Here is a 22935-nt window from a genome sequence, read left to right as displayed (position 1 = left end):
ACTGATGAACATTGATCGTGCTGTCTTCGCCTTCGCTGGCGTTATTGTTCTAACGAGTCTCGCCCTTGGCTACCTTGTTCACCCCGCTTGGTTCCTGCTCAATGCATTTGCAGGTGCGAATATGCTCCAAGCCGCTTTCACGGGGTTCTGCCCGGCGGCGAAAATCTTTAAGCTGCTAGGAGTCCAATCCGGGTCTGCCTTCCAATGACGATCAAGACGGGCTTGGCGGCCCTTCTGCTGATCTTCCTCTGCGCGGAGGCCTCGGCCAAGCCGATTTCACTAAGGGATGCTGTCCAAGAAGCACTAGCTTTCGATCCCGCAATTGAGCGCGCCGAAGCGAGGGTTGAGCAGGGGCAATCGGCGTTAGACTTTGCCCGCGCGAAAGGTGGGCCGACGCTTGGCGCGCAAGGCCAACTCGGTCTGTTGGAAACTGACTTCACAGCGGACCGGATCACTCAAGTGCCAAGGCAAATCGGGTTGCGCGCGCAGTGGTCGATCTATCAGTCCGGTGCGCAAACTGCGGCAGTCGAAGCGTCACGTCATGAGGCGGTCGCATCCGAAAATGCTTTATTAGGCACGCGAGAAGCGACCGTTCTGTCAACCGTTGAGGCCTATGCGCAGCTGTGGTTGGCTGTCCGAGCACTGGAGGTCAGCACGGCCCGAGTTGAGACGTTCAGACTGCGTATGCGGGAGACTGAAACCCTAGAAAGACAAGGCGTTGCGACGCGGACTGATATAGCGTTGGCCGAATCTCGACTGGCATCAGCTGAAGCAGCGAAAGCCGGCGGCACAGCCACTCTGTCAGCTGCCAAAGCCCGTATGTCTCGACTGACAGGCCTTTCAGACCCACAGCCCATGTCGCCGTTCAGCAGACCTCTGCCTCTGCCCAGCAACTATGATGAGGCTTTGAGGCGGGCTTACTCTTCAAATTTCGATCTCGCTGCCGCTCAATCTTCGCGTGACGCTGCGAGTTACCGGGTGCGAGAAGCCCGAGGACGCTATGGACCCAAAGTGTCCCTGAATGCCCGGGCCACGACGGGTGAAGACATTTATTTTTTCTTCGAGGATCCCATTACGGATGTTGGAGCAACAGTAACGGTCGATGTGCCCTTGTTTACCAATGGTCAGAAAAGCGCCAAGGCGCGCGACGCGAGAGCAGGCTTTAGCCAAGCGGAAGCACAGGTCAGGTGGGTCAAACTTGAGATTCAGGAGTCTGTTTCAGGTCTCTGGAATGATTTGACCGCAAGACGAGAGGCACTCTCTGCGGCGCAACGCGCCGAAGCAGCAGCAGCGACTGCCGCAGAAGGGGCACAAAAAGAGTACGAGGCTGGGCTGCGTACATTGGTGGAGTCTCTTGACGCGGAAGACGCCTTTCGGACTGCCCAAGTCGAACGCTTCCGTCAGCAAACTTTAGTCCTTTTGGTCGAGGCCCGTCTGTTGTCGCTCTCGTCCGATTTGGGAGCGGCGCTTTTACCATAGACCTATCGTTCTTATCCATTTTCAATGACGGATCAGTCTACGTACGATTCAACATTCCAAAAGAATGTTCAAATCCTGACACATGTCACTTTTGCCCACCGAAATAGAGCTACTCTGTCCATGTCCTGAAGGAGAGAAGTTGCGATATGAGGTCTTGCAAACTGCCTATGCTGGTAAAGCGCAAAACTTCGGACTCGTTACAACACTGATGCTTCAGGGTCAGATCCGGTGGGGATGGGAAAGAGCGCGAATAGGCTCGGCCTTTTCGTGGAAACTCATCCCCACCGGATTTCTTTTATCCCCTCTAACAGTATTGGAAGTGTGTCGATGACCGACATATCCAATCGCGAGATCGCGGATCGTCTCTATGATTATGCCGAATTACTGGATGTCGAGGACGCCGACACATTCCGGATTAGAGCTTATAGAAACGCGGCCCTCACGATCTTGAACAGTCAAGAATCTTTTGCTCAGAAAGTCTCGCGCGGCGATGATCTCGTTAGCCTGCCGACCATTGGTGACGATATTGCCCGGAAGATAGAGACTATAGTCCAGACGGGCGAACTGCCTGAACTCGAAGCCCTGAGGCTCAGCCTTCCTCCGGTCCAAGCTGGCCTGCTGAAAGTCGAAGGCATCGGTCCGAAACGCTACCGACAGATCGAGAAGAAACTTGGCGTGCTTACGCCAGATACGCTTGTCGAGGCGGCCAGTCGCGGCGTGATTGAGCGATTACCTGGCATCGGCGCAAAAACGCAGGCAGCAATTCTGAAGCATTTCAGCGGCCACAGACCCGGTTCATCCGGGGTATAGTCCGGAGTAAACGTATGAAAGCACTGATCCTCTATTATTCCCGTTCTGGAACGACCGCCAATCTTGCGCGCGCTATCAGCGCGGCTATCGATGCTCCGACAGCAGAAATAAGCTGCCCGCGCTACGGACCGGGCTGGCTGCGCTACCTACGAGCTGGCTATGACAGCGTAAAAGGTCGGCACCCTCCAATATCCGTCCCGGATACTGTGTGGGGTAATTACGATCTTCTAATCCTTGGATCCCCAATCTGGACAAGCTATCCAGCCCTGCCACTCAGAGCCTTCCTAAAACAAGGCCATGAGCTGCCTCCAAGAATTGCCTTGTTCTTTACCTATGGTGGCCATTCGCCGCCGGAAAAGGCCGTCAACTTCATTTCCGACCGACTTCTGAGACAACCTATCGCGACTCTGGCCGTTCAACAGGAACGGGTTCTTCGCGGCGAATTTGATGATGATCTCAAGGCGTTTACCTCGCAACTTTCCACCGATAACTAAGCGGTGGGATAGGCCTCGGCCGAGGTCATATTGACACTCTTGATGAGCCTTTCGAGACATTACAGAAACGAAAAACCTAGCCAACCGATCAAGGCTGGCTAGGCGGAAAATACGGTCAGATGTAACGCGATTGGCGCGACCTTAATAGACGATCGAAATATTATCTTTCACACTGGACACGCCCGGTGCAGCCCACGCAGCATTTTCTGCGATTTCGCGGTCATGCCACGTGTCCACCTTGCCATTCAGTGTAACCGTGCCGCCAGTCACTGTAACGCTAATATTGTCGGAGTCTGTTTCCGCATTCCGAACAAGAGCCTTCTCGATCCGGTCCTTAACGTTTGACGCCGAGATCTTTGGTTTGACCTTGATGTTATTGGTCACGCCGCGAACGCCGTCCAGTGACTTAACGGCGTCGTAGGCTTGATTAGATTGGTAACGCCAATCAACTTCGCCGGTTAAGGTTACGTACCCATCCTGCACCCTGGATTGTATTGCGCCAGATGGCATATGGGAGTTCCAGTCAATTATATTTGCGGCCCGTTGCGCGAGCTGGTCGTCAGAGTTTTTCGACGCACCGGGATAACGCACTTCCAGATCCTGTGCGATGGCGCGTACGCCTTTGATACGACTGACGACGCGCTCCGCCGTTGATTTCTGTAAATATGATGACACGTGCCCCATCAGTGTCACGACCCCGTTTTCAACAGCGACTCCGATGTCTGTGGCATCGATACTGGGCTCCCAATCCAATTCTTCTTCGACACTTTGCTTAAGTTCATAATCGCCCATTTCAGTCTCCATTGTTAATGAGTCCGCTGAACCCGGCTTGGCGGAGCCGCAAGAAGTGCGACAATGATCACATAGAATACTCTTTCGGAGCCATTCTGACAGACGTCAGTGAAGCGTGAACATTGGTAGGAATCGGAGGTCTCATCGCAAGACTTCGAAATGAATCCCGACATAATGACTTCTTTGCCAAACCCTGATCTTCGTCATTCATCGATTTTTTTTCAGGGTAGGGTTGAGCGGCTCACCTCACCCAGAAAAGGAGTATCCGATGCCAAGACAGAGCAACCCATTGACCGTGCAAGACACTGCCTCTGAAGGCGACGTTCTGACACGCCCAACGTCGCGACATTGGCCTTTTGACGATACGGGTTTCGCACCATTAGCCAGCCTGCGCCGCGAAATGGATGATGTTTTCAGCCAAATCTCCGAACGGTTCGCTCAGACAAATGGCGACGGCCGACAGGTGCCGGCACTAGACGTCACCGAGACTGACTCAGAGTTCGAAATCACTGCGGAAATGCCAGGGGTTGCAGAAGCGGATGTCGACGTCTCAATCACGGATAATGTGGTTTCGATCACAGGTGAAAAATCTAAAACTTCGGATCGCGAAACCGCCAATAGTCGGATCTCAGAACGCCAATATGGTCGCTATGAGCGATCCATACGCTTGCCTGTGGCCTGCAAAGCGACCGACATTACTGCGGAGTATGAAAATGGTGTGCTCCACCTGAGCATTCCCAAACCGCACGAGAAAAAGGCCAAGCCACAATCCGTCAAAATCAAGACAAAGGCTTAAAGGCATAGCGGCTCGACCGCACGGTGGGTCGTCGTGGCATTTCCCCATATCCCGACGACCTACTTTCATTTTAATATAAAAGGGTGCGAGCATGGCTTTGCATGGACTGACGGTCATCGACGACACCGTACATACGACACACATCTGGCTGAAAGAGATTATGGAGCAGCTGCACACGGAGAGCCGCCGTGATGCTTTTCGCGCCTTGAGGCTCGTTTTGCAAAGCTTGCGGGATCACTTACCTGTCGAACAATCCGCACATCTGTCCGCCCAATTGCCGCTGCTTATCCGAGGCCTGTATTTTGAAGGCTGGAGGCCGTCGCAGTTACCGCGCAAAGATCGGACAGTAGATGGTTTTCTACAACCACTTCACGACGCCAAGTTTTCAGGCGTCGGCTTTGCTCCAGTGGATATTGCGCGGCGCGTCTTCCTGGTTCTCGAGACAAAGATTTCGGACGGCGAAATTGACGACGTCAAGAGAAGCTTACCGAAACCCATTCGCCAACTCTGGTCTGACTAGCCAGTCGCGTCGCGCCACCCGGCGGCGATTTTTACGTCTCTGAACCAAAACACGCCTTGGACTGGCAAGGCTTTACGGTCTTCCACTAGGTGGGAAACACCTTAACCGAAAAGTGCTGGATAAACCTAGGAAACTAGACCTTTTCCAAGACCGACAGGTCAATACAGTTGATGGCTGAGCACATGCGGGCACAGCAACGCACGTTCGGATGATCCGCAACGTTGCCGTAAACATTCATCTTTCTGACGGTTGTCAGTCACACTGTCATTCGAACGGCCATTAGCGTCCCACACATTGTCTGGAGACGTAATATGAAATTGCCGTTTCAAATTTTCCACTGGAAGCTCCTACTACTTGTTGTTCCGATGTTCTGCATGTTGAGCACGCCGAGCGTCTTCGCTCAGGATGACAAGGACGATATTGATGACAAATCTGAGCAAGTCATTGTGGCGGGTGACTACGAGGACATGGCCTTTTTAGCTGCGGACAATCTTGTCCTCAGTCTGACATCAAGCGACGATGTCTTCGCTGCTGGTGGCGACCTGATCATCTCGGGCGCATCGGCCGAACATTTAATCGCCGTCGGCGGAGAGATTTCGGCCAACAGTTTCACCATTCACGACTTGATCCTAGCCGGCGGAGAGATGACCTTCACGAGCGGGACTGTTCAGGACGATATCGTTCTCGCTGGGTCAGAGATTAAACTAGGTCGTAGTCTGATAATTGGGGGGTCAGCCGTTCTCGCGGGCAACGAGATCGAAATCGAAGCACCCATTGGCGGCACACTCAAAGCGGTCGCAGAGGAGGTTGATCTTCTTTCGAATGTCGTAGGAGACGTCGAACTGTTCGCGGAAACTATTCGGATCGGCGCAGGTGTCACAATTGGCGGAGATCTCCGGTACCGGGCTGAGAATTTAGACATGGACTCGACCGCTGAGGTCACTGGCACAATTATCAAACTGGCTTCCGACGACCGCCCCGAAATCTTCGAAAGCTACGGCAGGAAGATGATCGCCTTTTTCGCAATTGCTAGTTTGGTCATCATTGGCGGACTGCTTCTAGCCACCGCGGTGATCGCGGCCCTCTTCCCTGGATTACTTGGGCGCACGGAACGGATGATGCAAATGAAGCCGTGGCAGACATTGGGTGTCGGCGCGCTGGCCGTCATTGCCGGGCCATTCTTGCTCGCCCTACTGATGTCGACAGTGATCGGTATTCCTCTAGCCCTGGTAGTCGGGTCCTTCTATCTCGCAGCCGCACCTTTGGCCTTTGCCGCCTCGTCCTACTATCTCGGACTAACGGGCCGCAGTCTGGCGCGCCGAGGCGCAACGGATAATCCCGACACAATGCTCGGTCGCGTTGGTTGGTCACTCTTGGGTCTTATTACCCTTATAATAGTCGGCTTGATTCCGTTTCTCGGCGCGCTGCTTTGGCTGGTCGCATTTATCTTCGGAATGGGTGCGGTGATTGTGCAGATCGGCAACCACTTTGTCAGACCTGCAACACTCACCCCTACCCTAGCTCAGCGGAACATGGGCTGAAACCTACAAGGATGTGAGAGACTGTCATGCACATCATTTCGATCCAAGGAGACAATCCATGAAATGTTCAAAACCCATGCTTGCCAGCCTGATGATGGCTATTCTGATCTCAGGGTGCGCCTTATCCAGCATCTATCATCCCGCGCGATTTGCCGGCGATGAAGGCTTCTCAGATCAGGCTCTTGGTCAGGACAATTATCGTGTCTCATTCCGAGGCGATGTCTCAACTCCTCGGGAAACTGTTGAGGACTACCTGCTGCTACACGCAGCCGAACTAACTCTGGATGCGGGCAAAACAAGCTTTCTCATCATTGAGAGCGACACCGATATGGAAACCCACATTCGCGGCACGCGGCATCCGGCAATCTATGGCCGTAACTACCATCTCAGGGACGAGTATCCTTGGTCTTTCCCCTATTATGCCTATGGCTATCGCTGGAGCTATCCGAGCCGTTGGAGCTATTACGAAACCAACGAATATATCGCCGTCGCCTATATCCGGATGCTGGACCGAGACGAGGCGGAAAAATACCCCAATGCCTTCGACGCTCAGCTGGTTATGGATAGTATCGGCCCGGTCTCATGCTACAAGCGCGAGCCGCATGACGAGACGACCTGCCCATTTCAACATAATCATGATTGACGTTCCGGTCTCATGAAACTTGAAAACAACAGTTACGTCGTGATCGCAGATAGCGGGAAATATCTCTTCCTTCGCAATCAGGGCGATGCTGATATTCTTGACTTGCGCGTCGTCGAGCACGGCGTGCGGGATAATCCACCAACCCATGAGCAAGGCTCTGACAAGCCCGGTCGGTTTCCCACTTCAGCCAAGCAATATAGTGCTGTCACGGAATCCGATTGGCACCAACTAGAAAAGCAACACGCAGGACGGAATCTCGCCAACCGCATCAACGACCTGTCCGAACAATTAGGTCTAGACAGTATCGTCCTCGTCGCGGACCCGGCCACTTTGGGACGCGTTCGTCCATTGCTCTCGGACAGGGCCCGGTCCTGCGTTAGGACTGAGATCGCTAAAGATCTCACTCACCACCCATCGCCTGACATTGAACGGATCCTTTCGGTACATCGCGACCGATAAGAGCCTTCACGGGCCTATTTCCTGACACACGACAGTCTCTAGATTGCGATCCATTCTATCGTCTGGGGAGTTCTATAAGTCGAAAAGGAAAGAAGCCATGAAAGTCAGAGATGCCATGCACAAGGGCGCATTCTGGCGCGAAAGCAACACAAACATCCGGGAAATTGCCAACCTGATGGCACAAGCTGATATTGGTAGCGTGCCCATAGGAGAGAATGACCGATTGGTCGGCATGGTCACGGATAGAGATATTGCAACCCGCGCATTTGCGTCATCAATCGACGATCCCGAAGATCTGACGGCTCGCCAAGTTATGTCGGAAGGCATTATTTACTGTACGGAGGATGAGTCGTTGGAGGACGCGGTGATGCTAATGGAGCAAAAGCAGATCCGCCGCCTCCCCGTTCTCAACGCCGAGAAGCGCATGACCGGTATGCTGAGTATCGGCGATGTCGGGCACGCAGCCCCACAGGCGCTTTCAGGTGAACTCATCGAAGCTGTGTCCAGTCATCACGCGTGACAAACACGACTCGGGTTCCAAGTGCTGAATGAGATCACACGAGGAAATCTGATAATCCCCAAAGTGACCCGGCACTAGGAATGGCGCAGCCTCATGTTCCCATCAGACGCCACTAACGCCAAGACACGAACAACCGTGGAGGGTTATACTAAGCCCCAATTCGAAGCTGTCCGGCGAGCCTTCCAAGAAAACTTTGATGAGCGAAACGAGTTGGGCGGTGCCTGTTGCGTTTACTTCCAAGGCGAGAAGGTCGTCGATCTATGGGGCGGCATCCGATATCCGGAGAGCGGATCCCCATGGAAGCGGGACACGATGGCCCTTGTCTTCTCACTAACCAAGGGCATTTCGGCGATGACCGTAGCGGTGGCCCACTCTCGTGGATGGCTGGATTATGACGCTCGCGTCGCCGATTACTGGCCGGAGTTCGCACAAAGCGGCAAAGCAAACATTACGGTGCGTCAGCTATTATCTCATCAGGCCGGATTGCACGCCTTTCACGAAAAGATTGATCGCGAGGTCATTGCAGATCCTGACCGGCTAGCCGCGATCATGGCCCGCGAGACGCCGAAGTGGAGGCCAGGCACGCGAAATGCCTATCATTTCCTGTCACTCGGTTTCTACGAAAGCGAACTCCTTCGTCGTGTCGACCCAGACCATCGTACCTTGGGGCAAATCTTTCGCGAAGACATTGCGGTTCCGCTCGAACTGGATTTCCACATCGGTCTTCCCGAAGGTATACCCAATGCCCGCCTGGCCCCTCTTTCGATGGCTGGCTTCGTCAAGTCCCTACTCGGTTATCCATTGCCGATGGTGCTCGCGATGATGAAGCCGTGGTCGGCCAGCTTCAAGGCCTGCATCGTTAATCCGGGGGCCGGCGTGATGATCGACAAAGAGCGCATATACAGCCGGGCCCTAGAAGTTCCATCAGGTGGAGGTATTGGAACTGCGCGAGCCATTGCGAAACTCTATAGTGTATTCGCGACTGACGGAGCGGAGCTCGATTTGAAGCCTAAAACATTGTCTGCGCTCAAAGCACAGGCGTCTCCTCCGACACGCGGATTTTTCGATGAGGTGCTCCGAGACGAGGCTCACTATTCTCTGGGATTCATGAAACCGTTCGATGGATTTTCGTTCGGTCACCCCAGCGCATTCGGAGCCCCTGGCGCTGGTGGATCTCTGGGTTATGCCGACCCTGATATTGGCCTTGGATACGGTTATATTACCAACCGAATAGGTCTGGGCGTCGATCCCGACCCGCGAGATATCGCTCTAAGAGACGCAATTGCATCGGCCTCAATCTAGACTGAGCACGTCGCTATACAAGGTTTTCGAAGCTGGCGGAAATCGGTTTCAGCTCCGCAAAACGTGCCTAGCCGTCAATTCCGTCCAAACCGGAGATTGGCAAAATCGACACCAGTGCGGCCACGGTTCGCACGCCCATTTTCGACATCAAATTACCGCGATGCGTTTCGACCGTCCTGACTGAAATGCCTAACTCATGGGCGATCTGCTTGTTGAGCAGTCCAGCGCATATCAACCGCGCCACATCGCGTTCGCGCGGCGTTAGCTGTTCCATCCTGACCTGTAGATCAACTTTATTCTCAAGCGCCCGCTGCATGTCACGCGAGACCTGCATGGCTTCGGAGACGGCCTCCAAAATACGGCCTTTCTGAAACGGTTTTTCGAAAAAATTTATAGCCCCGAGGCGCATGGCCTTGACTGCGATGGAAATATCAGCGTGACCGCTCATCATGATGACAGGTTTCGGTGCGATGCCTTTGCGGTATTCGACTAGCGTCTGCAATCCGTCCCGACCCGGCATACGGATGTCGAGAAAGACGCAGTCGAAATCATTTCTCTGTGTCGCCAGAAACGCATCTCCACTTTCAAACAACTTGCAGTAAAATCCATGCATTCCAAGAAGGGTTTGCAAGGAGTCGCGGACCGAAGGTTCGTCATCAACAATCGCGATCCGGCTTGGCATTGTTAAGGCGCATATCTAGGAAGAGTGAAGGCGAAGCTCATCCCGCCAGATGCGTTACGCTCTGCGTCTAACGTTCCCCCGTGTGAACAGATGAGATCGCGGCATAGCGATAGTCCAATCCCGAGCCCATTTGACTTGGTGGAATAGAGCGGCTCGAATATCCGTAAGAGCTTCTCATCATCCATTCCGGGGCCAGTGTCGGATACGCATACTCGGACCATATCCTCTAGACATTCACCCGACAAAGTGATGCGTTTGGGTGCGTCGTCTTCCATTTCTGCCATGGCCTCGAACGCATTCCGAATAAGATTCACAAGAACCTGCTCAACCTGAACGCCGCTTGCCAGAACAGTCGGGAGTTCTGGAGGACAATGACGCGCCACAGTAATATGTAAATTACGGAAAGAGGGCATGACAAGAGATAGCGCGGCGTCACAAGCCTGTTCGACGTCCACTTCGCTGCGGGTCACGTCTCCGCGTTCGACGAATTGCCTTAGGCGCGCCAAGATACGCGATGCCTTGTGCGCTTCGTCCGAGGCCTTCGACATGATGTCCGTTAGCGGATCACCCGACTTCGCATGGTTCGTTTCCATGAAGGTTAGGCCAGCTTCCATATAGTTGACGAGAGCGGCGAGCGGCTGGTTTAATTCATGCGCGATCGCTGTTCCGAGCTGATTAGCGGCCATAATCCGAGCTAGATGGGCATGGTTCATCTCAAGAGTTTCAAGACGTTGCGTGTATTCCCTACTCTTCGTTAAATCTCGAATGATACCGACATAACCGAGGGAGTCTGGAAATCTATTTTCGCCAACGCTTAGTTGTAATGGAAAAATCTCGCCCGACTTTCTGCGGCCTTTGAGTTCACGACCGATGCCAATAATGTGGTTTTCACCAGTTCTTTGATGCCGTGCAATATGGCTATCATGTTCTGACCGATAGGGCTCCGGCATGAGTATATTGACGTTTTTCCCGAGGATTTCATCCTCAGAGTAACCGAACATGGTCTGACTTGCGGGGTTAAACAGCCGAATTCGACCGATCTGATCAATCACGACCACAGCGTCGACAATGGTCGCCAGTATGGACTCCAGAATGGCGACGCTATCATACAAAGGCATAATCTTTCATTACACGCTGAGATACCACAGACCAGTGCAAAGCAATCAGTGACTTAAGGGATGGTAACTAGATAGCCGATGTTTCAATGCCCTGCCCGTGCTTCAAGCGCGGGGAAATCGATAATGTGCGCTGAGCGGCGATCTGGAAACTCGACAATGCCCTGCCGCTTGAATGCTGCGAGGCGGCGACTAACAGTTTCGCTAGATACGCCGAGATAGTCGGCGATGTCTTGCCGGCATTTAGGTAAAACGATAAGGTCGCGACCCTTTCCGCAACGCCGTGGCCGGGCGAGGTGCAACAGAAACTCCGCGACCTTCGCATCGGAACATTTTCGTGTCAGCGAAAGGACAAGCGATTGAGCCGAGCGAAGCTGTTCGCAGGCATTGGCATAGAGCTCATTCTGCAGATGGGGATCCTGCATAAACTGTCGTCTAGAGATCGGCTGTAACCGACCGTCCGAGAGCATGACCGCTGTGTCGGCATAGGCCCCATCCACCTCCAGACCGATAATATCGTCCTGCTGGAAAAACCCTGTGATCTGACGCGTACCGCCGGAGTATATCTGGTAAGCCATGACCACGCCGGACTTGATCCTGTAAGCCATGGTTGCATCATCGCCCTGATGATAAAGCACAGCATCCAGAAGCTTAACGATGGGTGTTGCCTGCGTCTGAACTGTCTCTGCATAATCCAAGTAAGCCATAGGAACTCCTTTCTGGGGGAGTCCGAATGTGGAGAACCAAATACGTGGCGGCAATTCGGGAGAGTACCTAGGTATTACTACGGAATGGTCTTGATCGATTGCACAGCCAGTCGTCTCAATCATGGTGTTGCAACTTCATGAGTGACGCTTGTCATGATCATATAGTGAGAGCCGAGTATCGAATGCTGCCGTAACCGGAGCCTGATCGATAAACTTTGATGCCCAAATCCTGCTGAGATGGATCGTCTTTGGCGTTACAATATATTTTTGCCTGCACGCGCTACTGCGAAAATCGGACCCGAAAGCCGCGATCCTCTGGATTGCATTGATGAGTGTATTTCCTTGGATCGGCGTTCCCGCCTACTGGCTTTTCGGCATCAATCGCTTTCCCGGCAAAATGAGCCCTTCCGTAGATCATGTTATGAATTGTTCGATTGAGCAGCCAGAGATGTTGGTCGGGATCGAGAGTATCCACGACGGCCTGTCAAACGCGATACACGGAGCACGCCATTCGGTCGTGTTGTCGACATATATTTTCCGGTCCGATAGCCTTGGCCATCAAGTTGCGGACGCTCTGGAAGCTGCGCATCGCCGAGGCGTTCATGTTCGTATCTTGCTGGACGGCTTCGGAAACAGCGCGGTGTGGGGTTGGCGCCGCGCCCGAATGTATTCGCGCCTGCGTAAAGCGGGGTTAGATGTCCGTCGGTTTAACGCGGCGCTATGGCCTTGGTCGCTTCCCTATCTGAACCTGCGGAACCACCGAAAAATATGTATCATCGATAGCTGCATCGCCTTCGTCGGCAGCGCGAATATCGGACGAGTTCCTAACCTTGAAACTCAATTCTCCCTGTCAGGTGACTGCGCGGTCCAGCTTGAAAGTATATTTGATTCCGACTGGGATAGGTCAGCCTCTTCGACGCGACTATTCATTAAACCTCCAACCCGGCCGGAGACCGATAATCACCAGACAGCTGACCAACTCGATCAGATTGTGATGAGTTCGCCCGCCAATCCTGTCGAGGCTCTACGTTTCGTCCTACTCGACGCGCTACTTCATGCCGAGTCGCGCATTCGAATCTTAACACCCTATTTCCTTCCCGATGAGGGACTTCGCTCGGCCCTGCTCGCCGCGCGCGCAAAAGGCGTGAACGTAGAAATCCTTATGCCAGATCGGTCGAACTATTCAGTTCTAGACTGGGCTTCCCGAAGACAAAGCCGGGCACTGGTCAAAGCAGGTTGCACGCTTGCTTATAGACCAGACTGTTTCGACCACTCTAAGCTCATGACAATCGACAGGAATTGGGCATTAATCGGTAGCTCTAATTGGGATGCGCGGTCCTTCAGGCTCAATCAGGAAGTCGATCTGATCAGTCGACAGATCGACTTCATCGCATCCTTGGATCAGGAGATCGACCGTCGGTTTTCCAAGGGCAGCATTGCAACTGAGAAGACATTGGAAGGGCGGAACCCACTAATCGCGATACGAAATGCCGTTGCCCGGCTGGCGCTGCCTTATCTTTAGAGTCTACCGAATGCGATTTAGCACCCTATTCGCGAAACACTTTTTCAGGACATCGACCGCAATAGCTGCGGCACGTGGATTGGCTATCGGATGCCAGACGGAGGTTGAAATCACAGACGGAAATGCCGGATTGATGGAACATAGGACCGATACAAATCGGCATCAGGACACTTTTACTGTCGAGTTTGTGCCGAACCCGGCTGACCCGTCCAGTGCCGCTTCTTGTAATAATTCAAATGACGCCTTTGCCTTTGATGCTAGACTGTCATCCGTCAGTTTCTGAAAGCCACTCCGCTCTAGTTTAGGGTAGCTACAAAGGACGATATTATGCCTGACACGACCACAAACCTCGACATTTCCCTGCACGAACGTATCGATCAGATTAAAGACAGGCTTTTGGATCTCAGCCCGCGCCCACTGCCCGAAGGCAGCGAGTTGGATGACCGTTTCAACCACCTTCAGTCACGACTGGACGAATCTCGGAGTCGTCTCTCTCAAGCGAGGGCCATCGTCGAGGATTGGCAAGCAATCGAACATGGGTCTCTCATGACCTGGAAGGAAGAAGGCCAGGTCGACAAATTGATGGAGGAAAGCGAACGCTGCAGGCAGCACGCCGATGCTGCCCTGACCGTTGCCCTATCCGCGTTGGATGAGGCAGAGATATCGCTGATCACATCCGCCGTCGCGCAGGACACAGCAGAAACCTTGGATCCCGTCCGTTTCCTTGACGACTGACCCTTCGGAACCCGTCTGGGTACAGTTGCGAAATTCGGGAGAATTGCCTCATCATGACCTCTAATGGTCGGACCGTTTTCCTGCTGTGAAAGATAATCGTTTAATTCTCCAAAGTCTGTCTCATGTCAGTCTGGGAGACTAAATTTGTGATTTGAAAAGTCCACAAAGTGGAGAATATAATGACCGACCTAATCACCCGTTTCGATATCGCTATCCATGACCGCGTAGACCGACTCCAATCCAGACTTCACGCCATCAAGAATGGCATCGCACCGGAGGGATCTGCCATTGATAGAGGTGCCGACGCGATCGAAGAGACCATCGATACGTCGCGCAAAAAACTCGCCAACGCCTATGAAACTCTTGACGATTGGGTCGATGTCAAACTCGACCAGGTTTATGCATGGCGCGAGACCCGTGAAGTCGACCACCTGATCAAGCAGAGCGAGAAAAGCCAACGTCATGCGGAAGCCGCATTGGACGTCGCACTGGGCGCGCTAGACGAAGCTGAATTGGCCTTGGCGAAAGCGACGATCGCCGAAAACAGCGCACGAGAGCTCGCGCCGCCCCAACAGGACAAGCCAGAAACATGAGCGACATGTCTATGCTCTTTGTCATTTGGATCGAAAAGCCGAAATGACGACCGAGGGTCGTGACCGCGGAGGATGCCTCGGCGTTCTCCTGCTCCTTCTACTGGCCGCACTCAATATCGTCGTTCGCAATTAAAGTGCCGCGCGAACAACTAATGAAGGCCAGCAACATCTGTTGCAGTCATCAGGCCAGCCAGTAGAAAACCACCCATTATATGGCTATCGTGTCGGTTGGCTCATAGATGCGTTTTGTGGGGGCTTGGCTGATCGGCAGGAAGGACCGACACAACCGTGTAGGGCAACGCCGTGTCTTCATCCACGGCCAACGAAACATATTCGCCGGGCACAAAGCGCTCCGTCTCGAAACGAAATCCTTCAGCGACACTATCATCTTCGAATATGGCGAACCAAGTTGGCAGGCCGCCCTCTGATGCGGGAGTGAATTGCAGCAAGCCATGATGGTGTTCAGCAGTGCCCTGAAACTGGGTAACGCGGCAATCCTGCTTATGCTCTTCCCAATCCTTTGGATCCAAATGACCGTCTTCGCTTAGTGGTGCAATCAGGACGAACCCTTGGTCCTTGCGGCCAGCCGGTTGGTCTGGCGTGCGGGCCAGTTCGAGTCTGACTTTTTTCAACATGGATAATCTCCGTCTAACGTGAAAACAGAATTGGACACGGAACGGTCTTCAGGAAGCCCCTTGTGACGCCCCCGAATATCAACTCGCGAACGCGGTTGTGATGATAGGCGCCCATCACCATCAGGTCGGCACTTTCGCTTAGTTTCAGTAGCGCATTCCGATCGCTTCCATCTCCCGGGATAACCCGGAAGCTCGCTTCGATACCGTGCCTGCCCAGGCTGTCGGTCAATCGAGCGATGGAAACGCGGCGAACCTCTTGGTCGGCCGGGTCAACATTCACTGAAACGATCTCAACGGACTCGTACGACTTCAAGACTGGGATGGCATCGAAGGCCGCCCGACTGGCCTCTTTCGACCCGTCCCACGCAATCACGGCCAGCTTCAGATTGACCTTCTCCGGCATGTGTTCTGGGATAATGAGAACGGGGCGTCCTGCCCCTTCGATAATTTGGCTTAAACTATCCGCCTGCCCATTCGGATCGTCGTTCCATCCTGTTTCCGCTCCTGTAATGAACAGATCGCTCAGTCGCGACTGAGCGATCACCGCATCAAGCGGCGAAATACCTTCCATATCGACATCTCGAAACTCATGCGTCAGGCCCGTATAGGCAAGCGTGTCAGCAAATATCTCTTTCGCTGCTTCTCGATGCTTTTCTTCGACTTCGTCCACGATTGGATAGGTGTAGACGCTTCCCCAGCTATACAGACCAGTCATCGCCAAACGTGCATGCTCGACGTATAAACCGACAAGGTGCGCATCGCTCTGCTCTGCAAGAGTCACGGCGGTTTTCAGAACTTTGAGGGTGGCATCAGCGCCGGTTATGTCGACCATTATCGTCTTCATATTCGCCTCCTCAGTTTGACAGCAATACGGCACAGGGCGGGTGCCGCAGAACATGTTCTGTGACCCCGCCCAGGATGCGCTCACGCAATCTGGAATGTCCGTAGGCGCCTAACACCAGGATGTCTGACGCGTTCACAATAGCCTGTTCCACGATTGCCGCCCCATCCTTGGACCGGCTCGTCACGGGTTTGGTGATCACGTTAATATCGTGCCGTGCAAGCACGTTGGCGATCTCCGCGCCTGGTATGTCCACGTCACCCATCTGAGATTTTTCGGGGTTAATCCAAACCACTTCCACCTCCGCCGACTTGGCGAGCAGAGGCACACAATCGAAGGCCGCTCTTGCTGCCTCACGCGACCCGTCCCACGCAAGCGTGACACGGTTGCACGCAAACGGCCGCAAAAGATTTGGCGGCACGGCTAAGACCGGCCGACCAACCGACATGACAAGGTCGGAAATTTCTTCCGCACTTTCCGCCGTAAACTTCCCATTATTCTTGTGCATACGCACGATAACCATATCGCAGGTCCGCCCTTGGGCGACGATCCCAGACGTTAAGCGAAGACTGATCCGTTCATCTGATCGAAATTCGAAAGACAGGCCCTCGGCCTTCATGCGGGTTTCGAATGATTTTTTGACCTTAGGTAATTCAGCCTTAAAGCGACGCCGCATTGAGTCGTCGAGCGGCACCATTGCGACGGGCGACGCAATCGGAATCAGGACTGGTCCCGGGATCGGCATATATCCAACAACATGCGACCCATGTCTGCTCGCAATTTCGACAATGACGTCCAACAGTGAGTCGATGTCATCATCGGGAAGAAGGGTAGCCAGAAGCGTTTTCATGAGTCTCTCCATTTTTGCGTCGCCACAAAGATGAAACAGAAACGCGGGCCATCGCTGACAAATATCACTTTGTCCGACGAAGCTCTGTCGGCGGCCTCAGCCCAGCAGGATTGACTCGTAATTTATTATAAATTTTCGATTTTTGTACTTCTCAGTCGCGAACACGGTCAGTTTCGTGACACCTGTCAGAAGGTCAGTCGGCAATCATCATAGCGTTTCCCCGAATGTGAGAGTCTGTCATGAGATTTAAACACTGGCCTATCAGGATAATTTTGCTGAACGCACTGACGACATCGTGTGCGCCCCCCCTGCCGCTATACCATCCATCCATGTCTTCCAGGCACTTTGCTTCAGTCGATGTGAAGACTAGGGCGGATTTCTATGGTGTTGATGTCTGTGCATTTAACGAGGTCTTGCGCGAGACACACGAAGATGCGCTCCTCGTCCGAGCTGCAAAGCTCGCAAACCAAAGAAGCCAAAACAGCTTTTCCCTTCTCGAAGAACCCTCCAGCGGTGCGACGGCACGGTCTTGTGGGCCTATCTGTCACTACCGACCGAACGGACGAAATCTGAGTTGGCTCATTCTTTCGATACAAACAATGTGACGAACAATTGGTCTAAAACAGATGGCGATAGCCGCCATATCACTCTGCGTACCGGGTGTGATGTCACTCAACGTCGTTACTCGTATACTCCCACATCTGCACTAGACCATGTCGTCACGACCTGAGACTGAAGGCCTTCGTCGCCGCCTGGGCCTGTTCCACCTTGTCCTTTATGGTCTCGGTGTCACCATCGGGGCGGGCATCTATGTTCTGATCGGACTGACGGCGGCGGAAGCCGGACTCTACGCGCCAGTTTCCTTTGCTGTCGCAGCAGGAGTGGTTCTGTTCACGGGACTGACTTATGCTGAGTTGAGCACGCGCTTTCCGGTCAGTGCCGGTGAGGCCATATTCGTCGAAAAAGGATTGCGGCGTCCACAATTGGCACTGCTCGTAGGACTACTTGTCGCGGCAAGCGGTATTGTTTCGTCAGCAACGATTGCGATTGGAGCCGCATCCTATCTCTTTCATCTTATTCCGATCGAACCAAATATCCTAACGGCGGGCTTGATCATTTTTCTGGGATTGATTGCGGCGTGGGGTATTCTCGAGTCCGTTACTATCGCGGCGTTTCTGACCGTCGCCGAGATCTTCGGACTCTTACTAGTGATCACGTTCGCATTAGAAGCCGATCCGATGCTCATCGAAAGGGCCGGGGAATTGGTTCCGCCGTTCGAGACATCTGCTTGGTCCGGCATTCTATCAGGGGCGCTGTTGGCATTCTTCGCCTTCATTGGCTTCGAAGATTTGGCTAATGTCGCGGAAGAAGCCAAACAACCAAAACGGACCATGCCGCGCGCCATTCTTTTAACGCTCGGTCTGTCCAGTTTACTCTACCTAGTGGTCGTATCGGTCGTCGTTCTCAGCGTTCCGATGGAGGCGCTGACATCGTCGGCATCACCGCTCCTGCTTGTCTTTGAGACGGCATCACCTACCACGCTCCTATCCTTTAATCTCATCGCTGGTCTAGCGACCATCAATGGCATCCTCATCCAAATGATCATGTCGTCACGGGTTTTATACGGGCTTTCGAAGAACCATCATTTACCGACCACCTTGGGTAAAGTCTCGCCGATAACCGGTACGCCAATAATTGCCACCGTGGTCGTTGTCGCTATCGTACTCGTTCTGGCTCTCGCCCTTCCGGTCGGCCAGCTTGCGGAGTGGACATCCCGTTTCGCACTCCTCGTCTTCGCCTTGGTCAATGCAGCTCTGATTGGACTTAAGCGCCAAAAAACACCCCTCAACTCCGAAGGTTTCGTTGTTCCCCTATGGATACCGGTCATCGGTTTTCTAACTTGCGCGATTCTTCTGATCTTCAGTCTTGCGACCCTGATTTAGGATTGAGCAAGGTCGAGAGGTGCGATGAGGATTTGCTTCGTATCCGGCGCAACAGACCAGATCGAGCGGTCTGGCACCTCTACCCACTTTTCATCACTGAGCGGTTCGGAGGCAATCACGCTGGCGCGGTAAGCTGTCCTCGGATCATGATGGACGTGAGGGAAGCCGCATATCTGGCAATCGACGACACCATCCCGGTATACATGATAGAGCGTGCGTCCCAGCCGCGTTCCAAAAACCTGCTGTCCGTCTGTTATAATGATATTCAGTCCCGGGCGGGCGTTTGGGTCTATTTCGTGACTACACATTTCAACGGATAGCACAGCCTTTCTGATGATCGATACGACATCAGAGTCTCGCGCCTCCTTCAAGCAAGAACGTATGAAGGCGAATACGTGCTCGCTATCGGTTTGGCCTTGAATAGCCTTCGCCTCTTGCGGATCCGTCTGTGCCAATAAAATCGGTTTCACGTGCTCGAAGTTCGGAACTGTTCCGTTATGGGCGAACACCCAAGGGGCAACATGAAACGGATGCGTGTTCTTGAGGCTAGGCTCTCCGACCGACGCCCGCCGGATATGCGCCAGAACTGTCTTGGCGTAGATATTCGCTGCCGTGCGTTCGAAATGCTCGCCGTGATAGGCAGCCCAAGCTTGGCGCTCTACAAAAGGTTTTCCGTTCGAAAACGTGGCAATGCCCCAGCCTTCCGAATGGCTTTCACCCGACATGTCGCCTGTGCTCTGGGCCATTAAAGCGTTCTGCGCGTGTACAAGCGTGCATTCGACCTTGGTCGGCTCGGTCGCGGTGAAAGCATAAAGTCGGCACATTATGACGCTCGTCAGTTTGACTTGGACCGTTCTGATATCAGACGCTCATGAGTTCCTCTGTGCCCGATGTCAGAAAACGTCTCTTTGATGCCTTTCAGGACGATCACGCCGAACTGGGGCGGCGGCTTTACGAGTTGCGTCAATGCATCTCATCTGAAGATTGCAAGCAGGCGAAAAGACTAGCTGCAGAAATTCTCCAGACTGCGGGTGCCCATATCGCTTTTGAAGAACATGATTTCTACCCGGCCTTGCGTTCACATCTGAGCGCAGAGGAGGTCGAGCGCATGTATGCCGAACATGAGCAGGGACTAGCTTTTCTCGAAGCCCTCTCGAAGGCAGATCCGCAAACCGAGCGCGACATGACCGCCGATCTGGCCGAGATTGATGCACTGGATCATCACGTCGCTGACTGCGGCCGCTTATTCGGGGCCATGGGCGGATTAGCGCCGCAAGCCATGGCAGATTTGATGACGCGACTAGAGGCCTGGCGCCGCGTTTCGCCTTCATGGTCAGACGTCAGGTTCGTCGCTCACCCATGCGGACCTCAAGTCAACGGCACGCCTCACAAAAGCGGCCCATCGTGAAAGCTCCATTCGATACGAAAACTCCGTGGCCCATCGTGCGGTCGCACCGAACCGACGTTTCAGACGCGCATTGGCGCGAAGCCAAGAAGACCGCGTCAAGCTTCGACGACGAAAGCGCTGTCTCCTCAATCACCGGAAACATTGTGTGTGGCTGGGCACCCGGACCCACACTCTATTTTGAAGACCATCGCGGCACAGCTCTCGTGACCGAACAGGCCGCAAGACGTTTCGAATATCGGATGCTGGGCTTGGCTGGCGACCATGACCTCTACCTTGTTACCAGTCCTCGCAATATGAACCACGAGACATATTTTCAAACAAAGGTAGACTTGGGTTCGCCAACCATCATCGCGGTTGACGTCGCTGCTGTTGCAGAGACCGGAAATCTTGCATTGGCCTGTGTTGAAGACCGCGCCGCTTTTGATACCATCGTCACGACCTGCCGAAATGCAGGAACCCTCAACATTGCACCGTACCAGATGTCCTACGGCGTCTGGACTTTGGGGCGCGCAATCGCAAAGGCCGCCGGGTTTAAGGTCAGGATTATCGGCCCCCCGACATCAGTATCTCATTTTGCAAACAACAAGACGAAGTTTGTGACGCTCGTGACGCGCCTTCTTGGTAAGGATGCCTGCCCATTGACCAGCGAACGACAAACGCCTGTCGGTCTTGAAAAATATCTGTCCGGCCTTGCCCATGACCATCAAACTTTAGTTATCAAACATCCTTCGAGTGCCGGAGGACTTGGCAACCTCAAAATTAAGTCCTCTGAACTCCTCGCCCTACCAACCGAAGCCCGCAGACATTGGCTTAGGGAGAAAATTCTTCGGATAGGTTGGAGGCCTGGTCAGATCATGCTCGCAGGCGTTTGGGTCGATAATGTCTCGCTAAGTCCGTCTGTACAGATGTGGATTCCCTTGACGGTCAATGGGCCGCCAATTGTCGAAGGAATTTTTATGCAAACCGTAAATGGCGATCACGCAGCGTTCACAGGTGCGATGAGAATAGTGCTTAACGACGATCTGACGGACCGCATGGTCAGCGAAGCAACCCGCATCGGCCTCGTCTATCAGTCCTTGGGATATTATGGCCGATTGAGTCTCGACTCTGTCCTAGTGGACACAAGTGACGAAGCACGCAGACTGAAATGGATCGAGGCGAACGCGCGGTGGGGCGGCGTATCGATCCCCATGACGATCTGCAATCGCATCACGGGTGGGCTAGAGCCTTGTGACTTTCAAGTCGTGCAAGAACCTGTTGATCCGAATTCTGAACATGTTGCGGAACCATCAAACGTTATAAGACTTCTTCCGAAAGAGAGTGATCTGCATATCGCCATACGCCTCGAAGCTTCCAAACTAGGTTGGTCCCAGTGGCCGAATTGAACGCCAATCGAGATCCGTATAATTATCGAAATAAACCACCGACTGCCGCCCCGTTACTTTCGATGACAAAATTTCGGCACAATTAAAGACCTGAATGTTGCGGGGCTGAGTCTGACATGTTGAATCAGACCGTTTCAGAGCCAAGCATTGAAGCCGAACGAACTGGAGAAACGAAATGAAAATGGAACATCGAAAATCAATTTACCCGTCTCCTCGACAGCTCTGCCGAGCCTTCTGCGCCGTGCTAGCCTTCTGTTTAGCCCCGACTGGCTATGCGACTGACCCGATGTCCTCGCCACAGTCTATGGAAATTCGTGAGGCGTTCGCCGCCTGTCGCGAAAAGCCGACGGAAATGAGCCGGTTCCTCTGCCATTGCTCCGTCGTAGACAGGCAATGCGAAACCGCCCTGAAACCTCAGCACGGTCAGTGGCGCACAATTGAAGTCTGGCACGGAGAAAATGAGGCGGACCGGGAGGTCTTTTTTCACCTAGCCCCACGACCCGAAGATTTATTCGCACTCGAACAGTTTGACCAAGGGATCATCGTTTCCTGCCTTGTGAACACATCTGCGGTAACTATTCATCTTGGCGAGACCATCGACATTTTGAGACCTGTCCAGGTCAAGCTTGATGGAACGCCGTTGGCTGTCGAGCTTGTCGAAGAGGGCATAAACGTTCTCGCCGTCGCGCGCGATACGGAGGACGCGACGCTTGCCCTATCCAGCGCGAATGAGATGATTGTGCTTTACGCCGATGAGGGGGGCGACGACGTCGAGGTCACCTATCAGACGGCTGGCTTTGCCGCGGCAATGTCCGGGTGGGAACCCCTCTGCAAGGCAGCAATCAGTTGAAGCGAATATGGCCAAATCTCGCCTCTCTGGGCGCCGCGGGGACCGTGACGGTGTCAGGCAATCTTACGGGCGCAAATGGTCAACGCTACCTCGTTAATTGCGGTCTGTTCCAAGGCAATTACAAACTCAAGCAACGCAATAGGGAGACAATTCCCGGGTCGGCGCGCGGCATAGACGCAATTATTCTGACGCATGCGCATCCGCCGCCAGATTTTCTTGGTGCGAGCCGAAATCGCGCAACTCAATATGGTCTACGCGCATGCCGATCCTCCAAGCGTGTGGACTGGTTGGTTCAGGATCTATCGTCGCGGCA

The 22935-nt window shown here is 53.5% G+C and carries 26 protein-coding genes; 18 read left to right on the top strand and 8 right to left on the bottom strand.

Annotation, left to right across the window (positions count from 1 at the left end):
* Positions 1–4 precede the first annotated feature (4 nt).
* From QQL54_RS01900 to QQL54_RS01885, 4 genes are all read left to right on the top strand, one after another.
* The gene (locus QQL54_RS01900; protein ID WP_284386945.1) at positions 5–208 is read left to right on the top strand and encodes a YgaP family membrane protein; all 204 of its coding nucleotides are present in this window, start codon (positions 5–7) and stop codon (positions 206–208) included.
* Positions 205–1479 carry a TolC family protein gene (locus tag QQL54_RS01895; RefSeq protein ID WP_284386944.1) on the top strand — a complete coding sequence of 425 codons (1275 nt, stop codon included), beginning with the start codon at positions 205–207 and terminating at the stop codon, positions 1477–1479. The genes QQL54_RS01900 and QQL54_RS01895 overlap by 4 nt, the downstream gene beginning before the upstream one ends.
* 327 nt (positions 1480–1806) lie before the next feature.
* Positions 1807–2289: a helix-hairpin-helix domain-containing protein gene (locus tag QQL54_RS01890; RefSeq protein WP_284386942.1), complete on the top strand. Its 483-nt coding sequence runs from the start codon at positions 1807–1809 to the stop codon at positions 2287–2289.
* Between the two features lie 14 nt (positions 2290–2303).
* A complete protein-coding gene (locus QQL54_RS01885) occupies positions 2304–2783 on the top strand; it encodes a flavodoxin family protein (protein WP_284386940.1) in 480 nt (159 codons plus the stop codon).
* 141 nt (positions 2784–2924) lie between these two features.
* Here QQL54_RS01885 and QQL54_RS01880 read toward each other — a convergent pair whose 3' ends face one another.
* Positions 2925–3575 (bottom strand): BON domain-containing protein, encoded by a 651-nt coding sequence (locus tag QQL54_RS01880; RefSeq protein WP_284386938.1) that lies wholly within the window; start codon positions 3573–3575, stop codon positions 2925–2927.
* 268 nt (positions 3576–3843) lie between these two features.
* Between QQL54_RS01880 and QQL54_RS01875 the strand changes: the two genes are divergently transcribed.
* From QQL54_RS01875 to QQL54_RS01845, 7 genes are all read left to right on the top strand, one after another.
* Positions 3844–4371, top strand: a complete 528-nt coding sequence (locus QQL54_RS01875; RefSeq protein ID WP_284386936.1) for an Hsp20/alpha crystallin family protein — start codon at positions 3844–3846, stop codon at positions 4369–4371.
* Positions 4372–4462: 91 nt separating this feature from the next.
* On the top strand, positions 4463–4891 hold the full coding sequence (locus tag QQL54_RS01870) for a DUF2267 domain-containing protein (protein WP_284386934.1): 429 nt from the start codon (positions 4463–4465) through the stop codon (positions 4889–4891).
* Between the two features lie 311 nt (positions 4892–5202).
* Entirely contained in the window at positions 5203–6432 is a 1230-nt protein-coding gene (locus QQL54_RS01865; RefSeq protein WP_284386932.1) for a DUF8173 domain-containing protein, read from the top strand.
* Positions 6433–6490: 58 nt separating this feature from the next.
* On the top strand, positions 6491–7075 hold the full coding sequence (locus tag QQL54_RS01860) for a CC0125/CC1285 family lipoprotein (protein ID WP_284386930.1): 585 nt from the start codon (positions 6491–6493) through the stop codon (positions 7073–7075).
* 12 nt (positions 7076–7087) lie between these two features.
* Positions 7088–7534 (top strand): baeRF12 domain-containing protein, encoded by a 447-nt coding sequence (locus QQL54_RS01855; protein ID WP_284386928.1) that lies wholly within the window; start codon positions 7088–7090, stop codon positions 7532–7534.
* Between the two features lie 97 nt (positions 7535–7631).
* On the top strand, positions 7632–8054 hold the full coding sequence (locus QQL54_RS01850; protein WP_284386926.1) for a CBS domain-containing protein: 423 nt from the start codon (positions 7632–7634) through the stop codon (positions 8052–8054).
* A gap of 93 nt (positions 8055–8147) precedes the next feature.
* The gene (locus QQL54_RS01845) at positions 8148–9356 is read left to right on the top strand and encodes a serine hydrolase domain-containing protein (RefSeq protein ID WP_284386925.1); all 1209 of its coding nucleotides are present in this window, start codon (positions 8148–8150) and stop codon (positions 9354–9356) included.
* Positions 9357–9423: 67 nt separating this feature from the next.
* Here QQL54_RS01845 and QQL54_RS01840 read toward each other — a convergent pair whose 3' ends face one another.
* From QQL54_RS01840 to QQL54_RS01830, 3 genes are all read right to left on the bottom strand, one after another.
* Positions 9424–10038 (bottom strand): response regulator transcription factor, encoded by a 615-nt coding sequence (locus tag QQL54_RS01840; protein ID WP_284386923.1) that lies wholly within the window; start codon positions 10036–10038, stop codon positions 9424–9426.
* 2 nt (positions 10039–10040) lie between these two features.
* Positions 10041–11156: a PAS domain-containing sensor histidine kinase gene (locus QQL54_RS01835; protein WP_284386921.1), complete on the bottom strand. Its 1116-nt coding sequence runs from the start codon at positions 11154–11156 to the stop codon at positions 10041–10043.
* An 83-nt stretch (positions 11157–11239) separates the two neighbouring features.
* The gene (locus QQL54_RS01830; protein WP_284386919.1) at positions 11240–11860 is read right to left on the bottom strand and encodes a Crp/Fnr family transcriptional regulator; all 621 of its coding nucleotides are present in this window, start codon (positions 11858–11860) and stop codon (positions 11240–11242) included.
* Positions 11861–12068: 208 nt separating this feature from the next.
* On the opposite strand from QQL54_RS01830, the gene QQL54_RS01825 reads away from it, so the two are divergent.
* The 3 genes from QQL54_RS01825 (at position 12069) to QQL54_RS01815 (ending at position 14710) form a co-directional block, all read left to right on the top strand.
* Positions 12069–13382 carry a phospholipase D-like domain-containing protein gene (locus QQL54_RS01825; RefSeq protein WP_348520694.1) on the top strand — a complete coding sequence of 438 codons (1314 nt, stop codon included), beginning with the start codon at positions 12069–12071 and terminating at the stop codon, positions 13380–13382.
* Between the two features lie 327 nt (positions 13383–13709).
* Positions 13710–14117 carry a hypothetical protein gene (locus QQL54_RS01820; protein ID WP_284386917.1) on the top strand — a complete coding sequence of 136 codons (408 nt, stop codon included), beginning with the start codon at positions 13710–13712 and terminating at the stop codon, positions 14115–14117.
* 179 nt (positions 14118–14296) lie between these two features.
* The gene (locus tag QQL54_RS01815; protein ID WP_284386915.1) at positions 14297–14710 is read left to right on the top strand and encodes a hypothetical protein; all 414 of its coding nucleotides are present in this window, start codon (positions 14297–14299) and stop codon (positions 14708–14710) included.
* A 233-nt stretch (positions 14711–14943) separates the two neighbouring features.
* Here the strand turns inward: QQL54_RS01815 and QQL54_RS01810 are convergent, their stop codons facing one another.
* From QQL54_RS01810 to QQL54_RS01800, 3 genes are read right to left on the bottom strand one after another with little or no spacing between them, the layout of a single operon-like run.
* Entirely contained in the window at positions 14944–15345 is a 402-nt protein-coding gene (locus QQL54_RS01810; protein ID WP_284386913.1) for a hypothetical protein, read from the bottom strand.
* Positions 15346–15358: 13 nt separating this feature from the next.
* Complete coding sequence (locus QQL54_RS01805; RefSeq protein ID WP_284386911.1) at positions 15359–16189, bottom strand: universal stress protein; 831 nt, start codon at positions 16187–16189, stop codon at positions 15359–15361.
* Positions 16190–16199: 10 nt separating this feature from the next.
* Entirely contained in the window at positions 16200–17036 is an 837-nt protein-coding gene (locus QQL54_RS01800; protein WP_284386909.1) for a universal stress protein, read from the bottom strand.
* A gap of 713 nt (positions 17037–17749) precedes the next feature.
* On the opposite strand from QQL54_RS01800, the gene QQL54_RS01795 reads away from it, so the two are divergent.
* The gene (locus tag QQL54_RS01795) at positions 17750–18979 is read left to right on the top strand and encodes an APC family permease (protein ID WP_284386907.1); all 1230 of its coding nucleotides are present in this window, start codon (positions 17750–17752) and stop codon (positions 18977–18979) included.
* Here the strand turns inward: QQL54_RS01795 and QQL54_RS01790 are convergent.
* Positions 18976–19803 (bottom strand): class II glutamine amidotransferase, encoded by an 828-nt coding sequence (locus QQL54_RS01790; protein WP_284386905.1) that lies wholly within the window; start codon positions 19801–19803, stop codon positions 18976–18978. The genes QQL54_RS01795 and QQL54_RS01790 overlap by 4 nt on opposite strands.
* 47 nt (positions 19804–19850) lie before the next feature.
* Between QQL54_RS01790 and QQL54_RS01785 the strand changes: the two genes are divergently transcribed.
* The 3 genes from QQL54_RS01785 (at position 19851) to QQL54_RS01775 (ending at position 22622) form a co-directional block, all read left to right on the top strand.
* Positions 19851–20387 carry a hemerythrin domain-containing protein gene (locus QQL54_RS01785; protein ID WP_284386902.1) on the top strand — a complete coding sequence of 179 codons (537 nt, stop codon included), beginning with the start codon at positions 19851–19853 and terminating at the stop codon, positions 20385–20387.
* Positions 20384–21772 carry a hypothetical protein gene (locus tag QQL54_RS01780; RefSeq protein WP_284386899.1) on the top strand — a complete coding sequence of 463 codons (1389 nt, stop codon included), beginning with the start codon at positions 20384–20386 and terminating at the stop codon, positions 21770–21772. The genes QQL54_RS01785 and QQL54_RS01780 overlap by 4 nt, the downstream gene beginning before the upstream one ends.
* A gap of 304 nt (positions 21773–22076) precedes the next feature.
* The gene (locus QQL54_RS01775) at positions 22077–22622 is read left to right on the top strand and encodes a hypothetical protein (RefSeq protein ID WP_284386897.1); all 546 of its coding nucleotides are present in this window, start codon (positions 22077–22079) and stop codon (positions 22620–22622) included.
* Positions 22623–22935 lie beyond the last annotated feature (313 nt).

The sequence above is a fragment of the Algimonas ampicilliniresistens genome, assembly GCF_030159955.1.
GTDB lineage: Bacteria > Pseudomonadota > Alphaproteobacteria > Caulobacterales > Maricaulaceae > Litorimonas > Litorimonas ampicilliniresistens.
The sequence above is the reverse complement of the archived record's forward strand: the minus strand, read 5'-3'. Positions and strand labels throughout refer to the sequence as shown.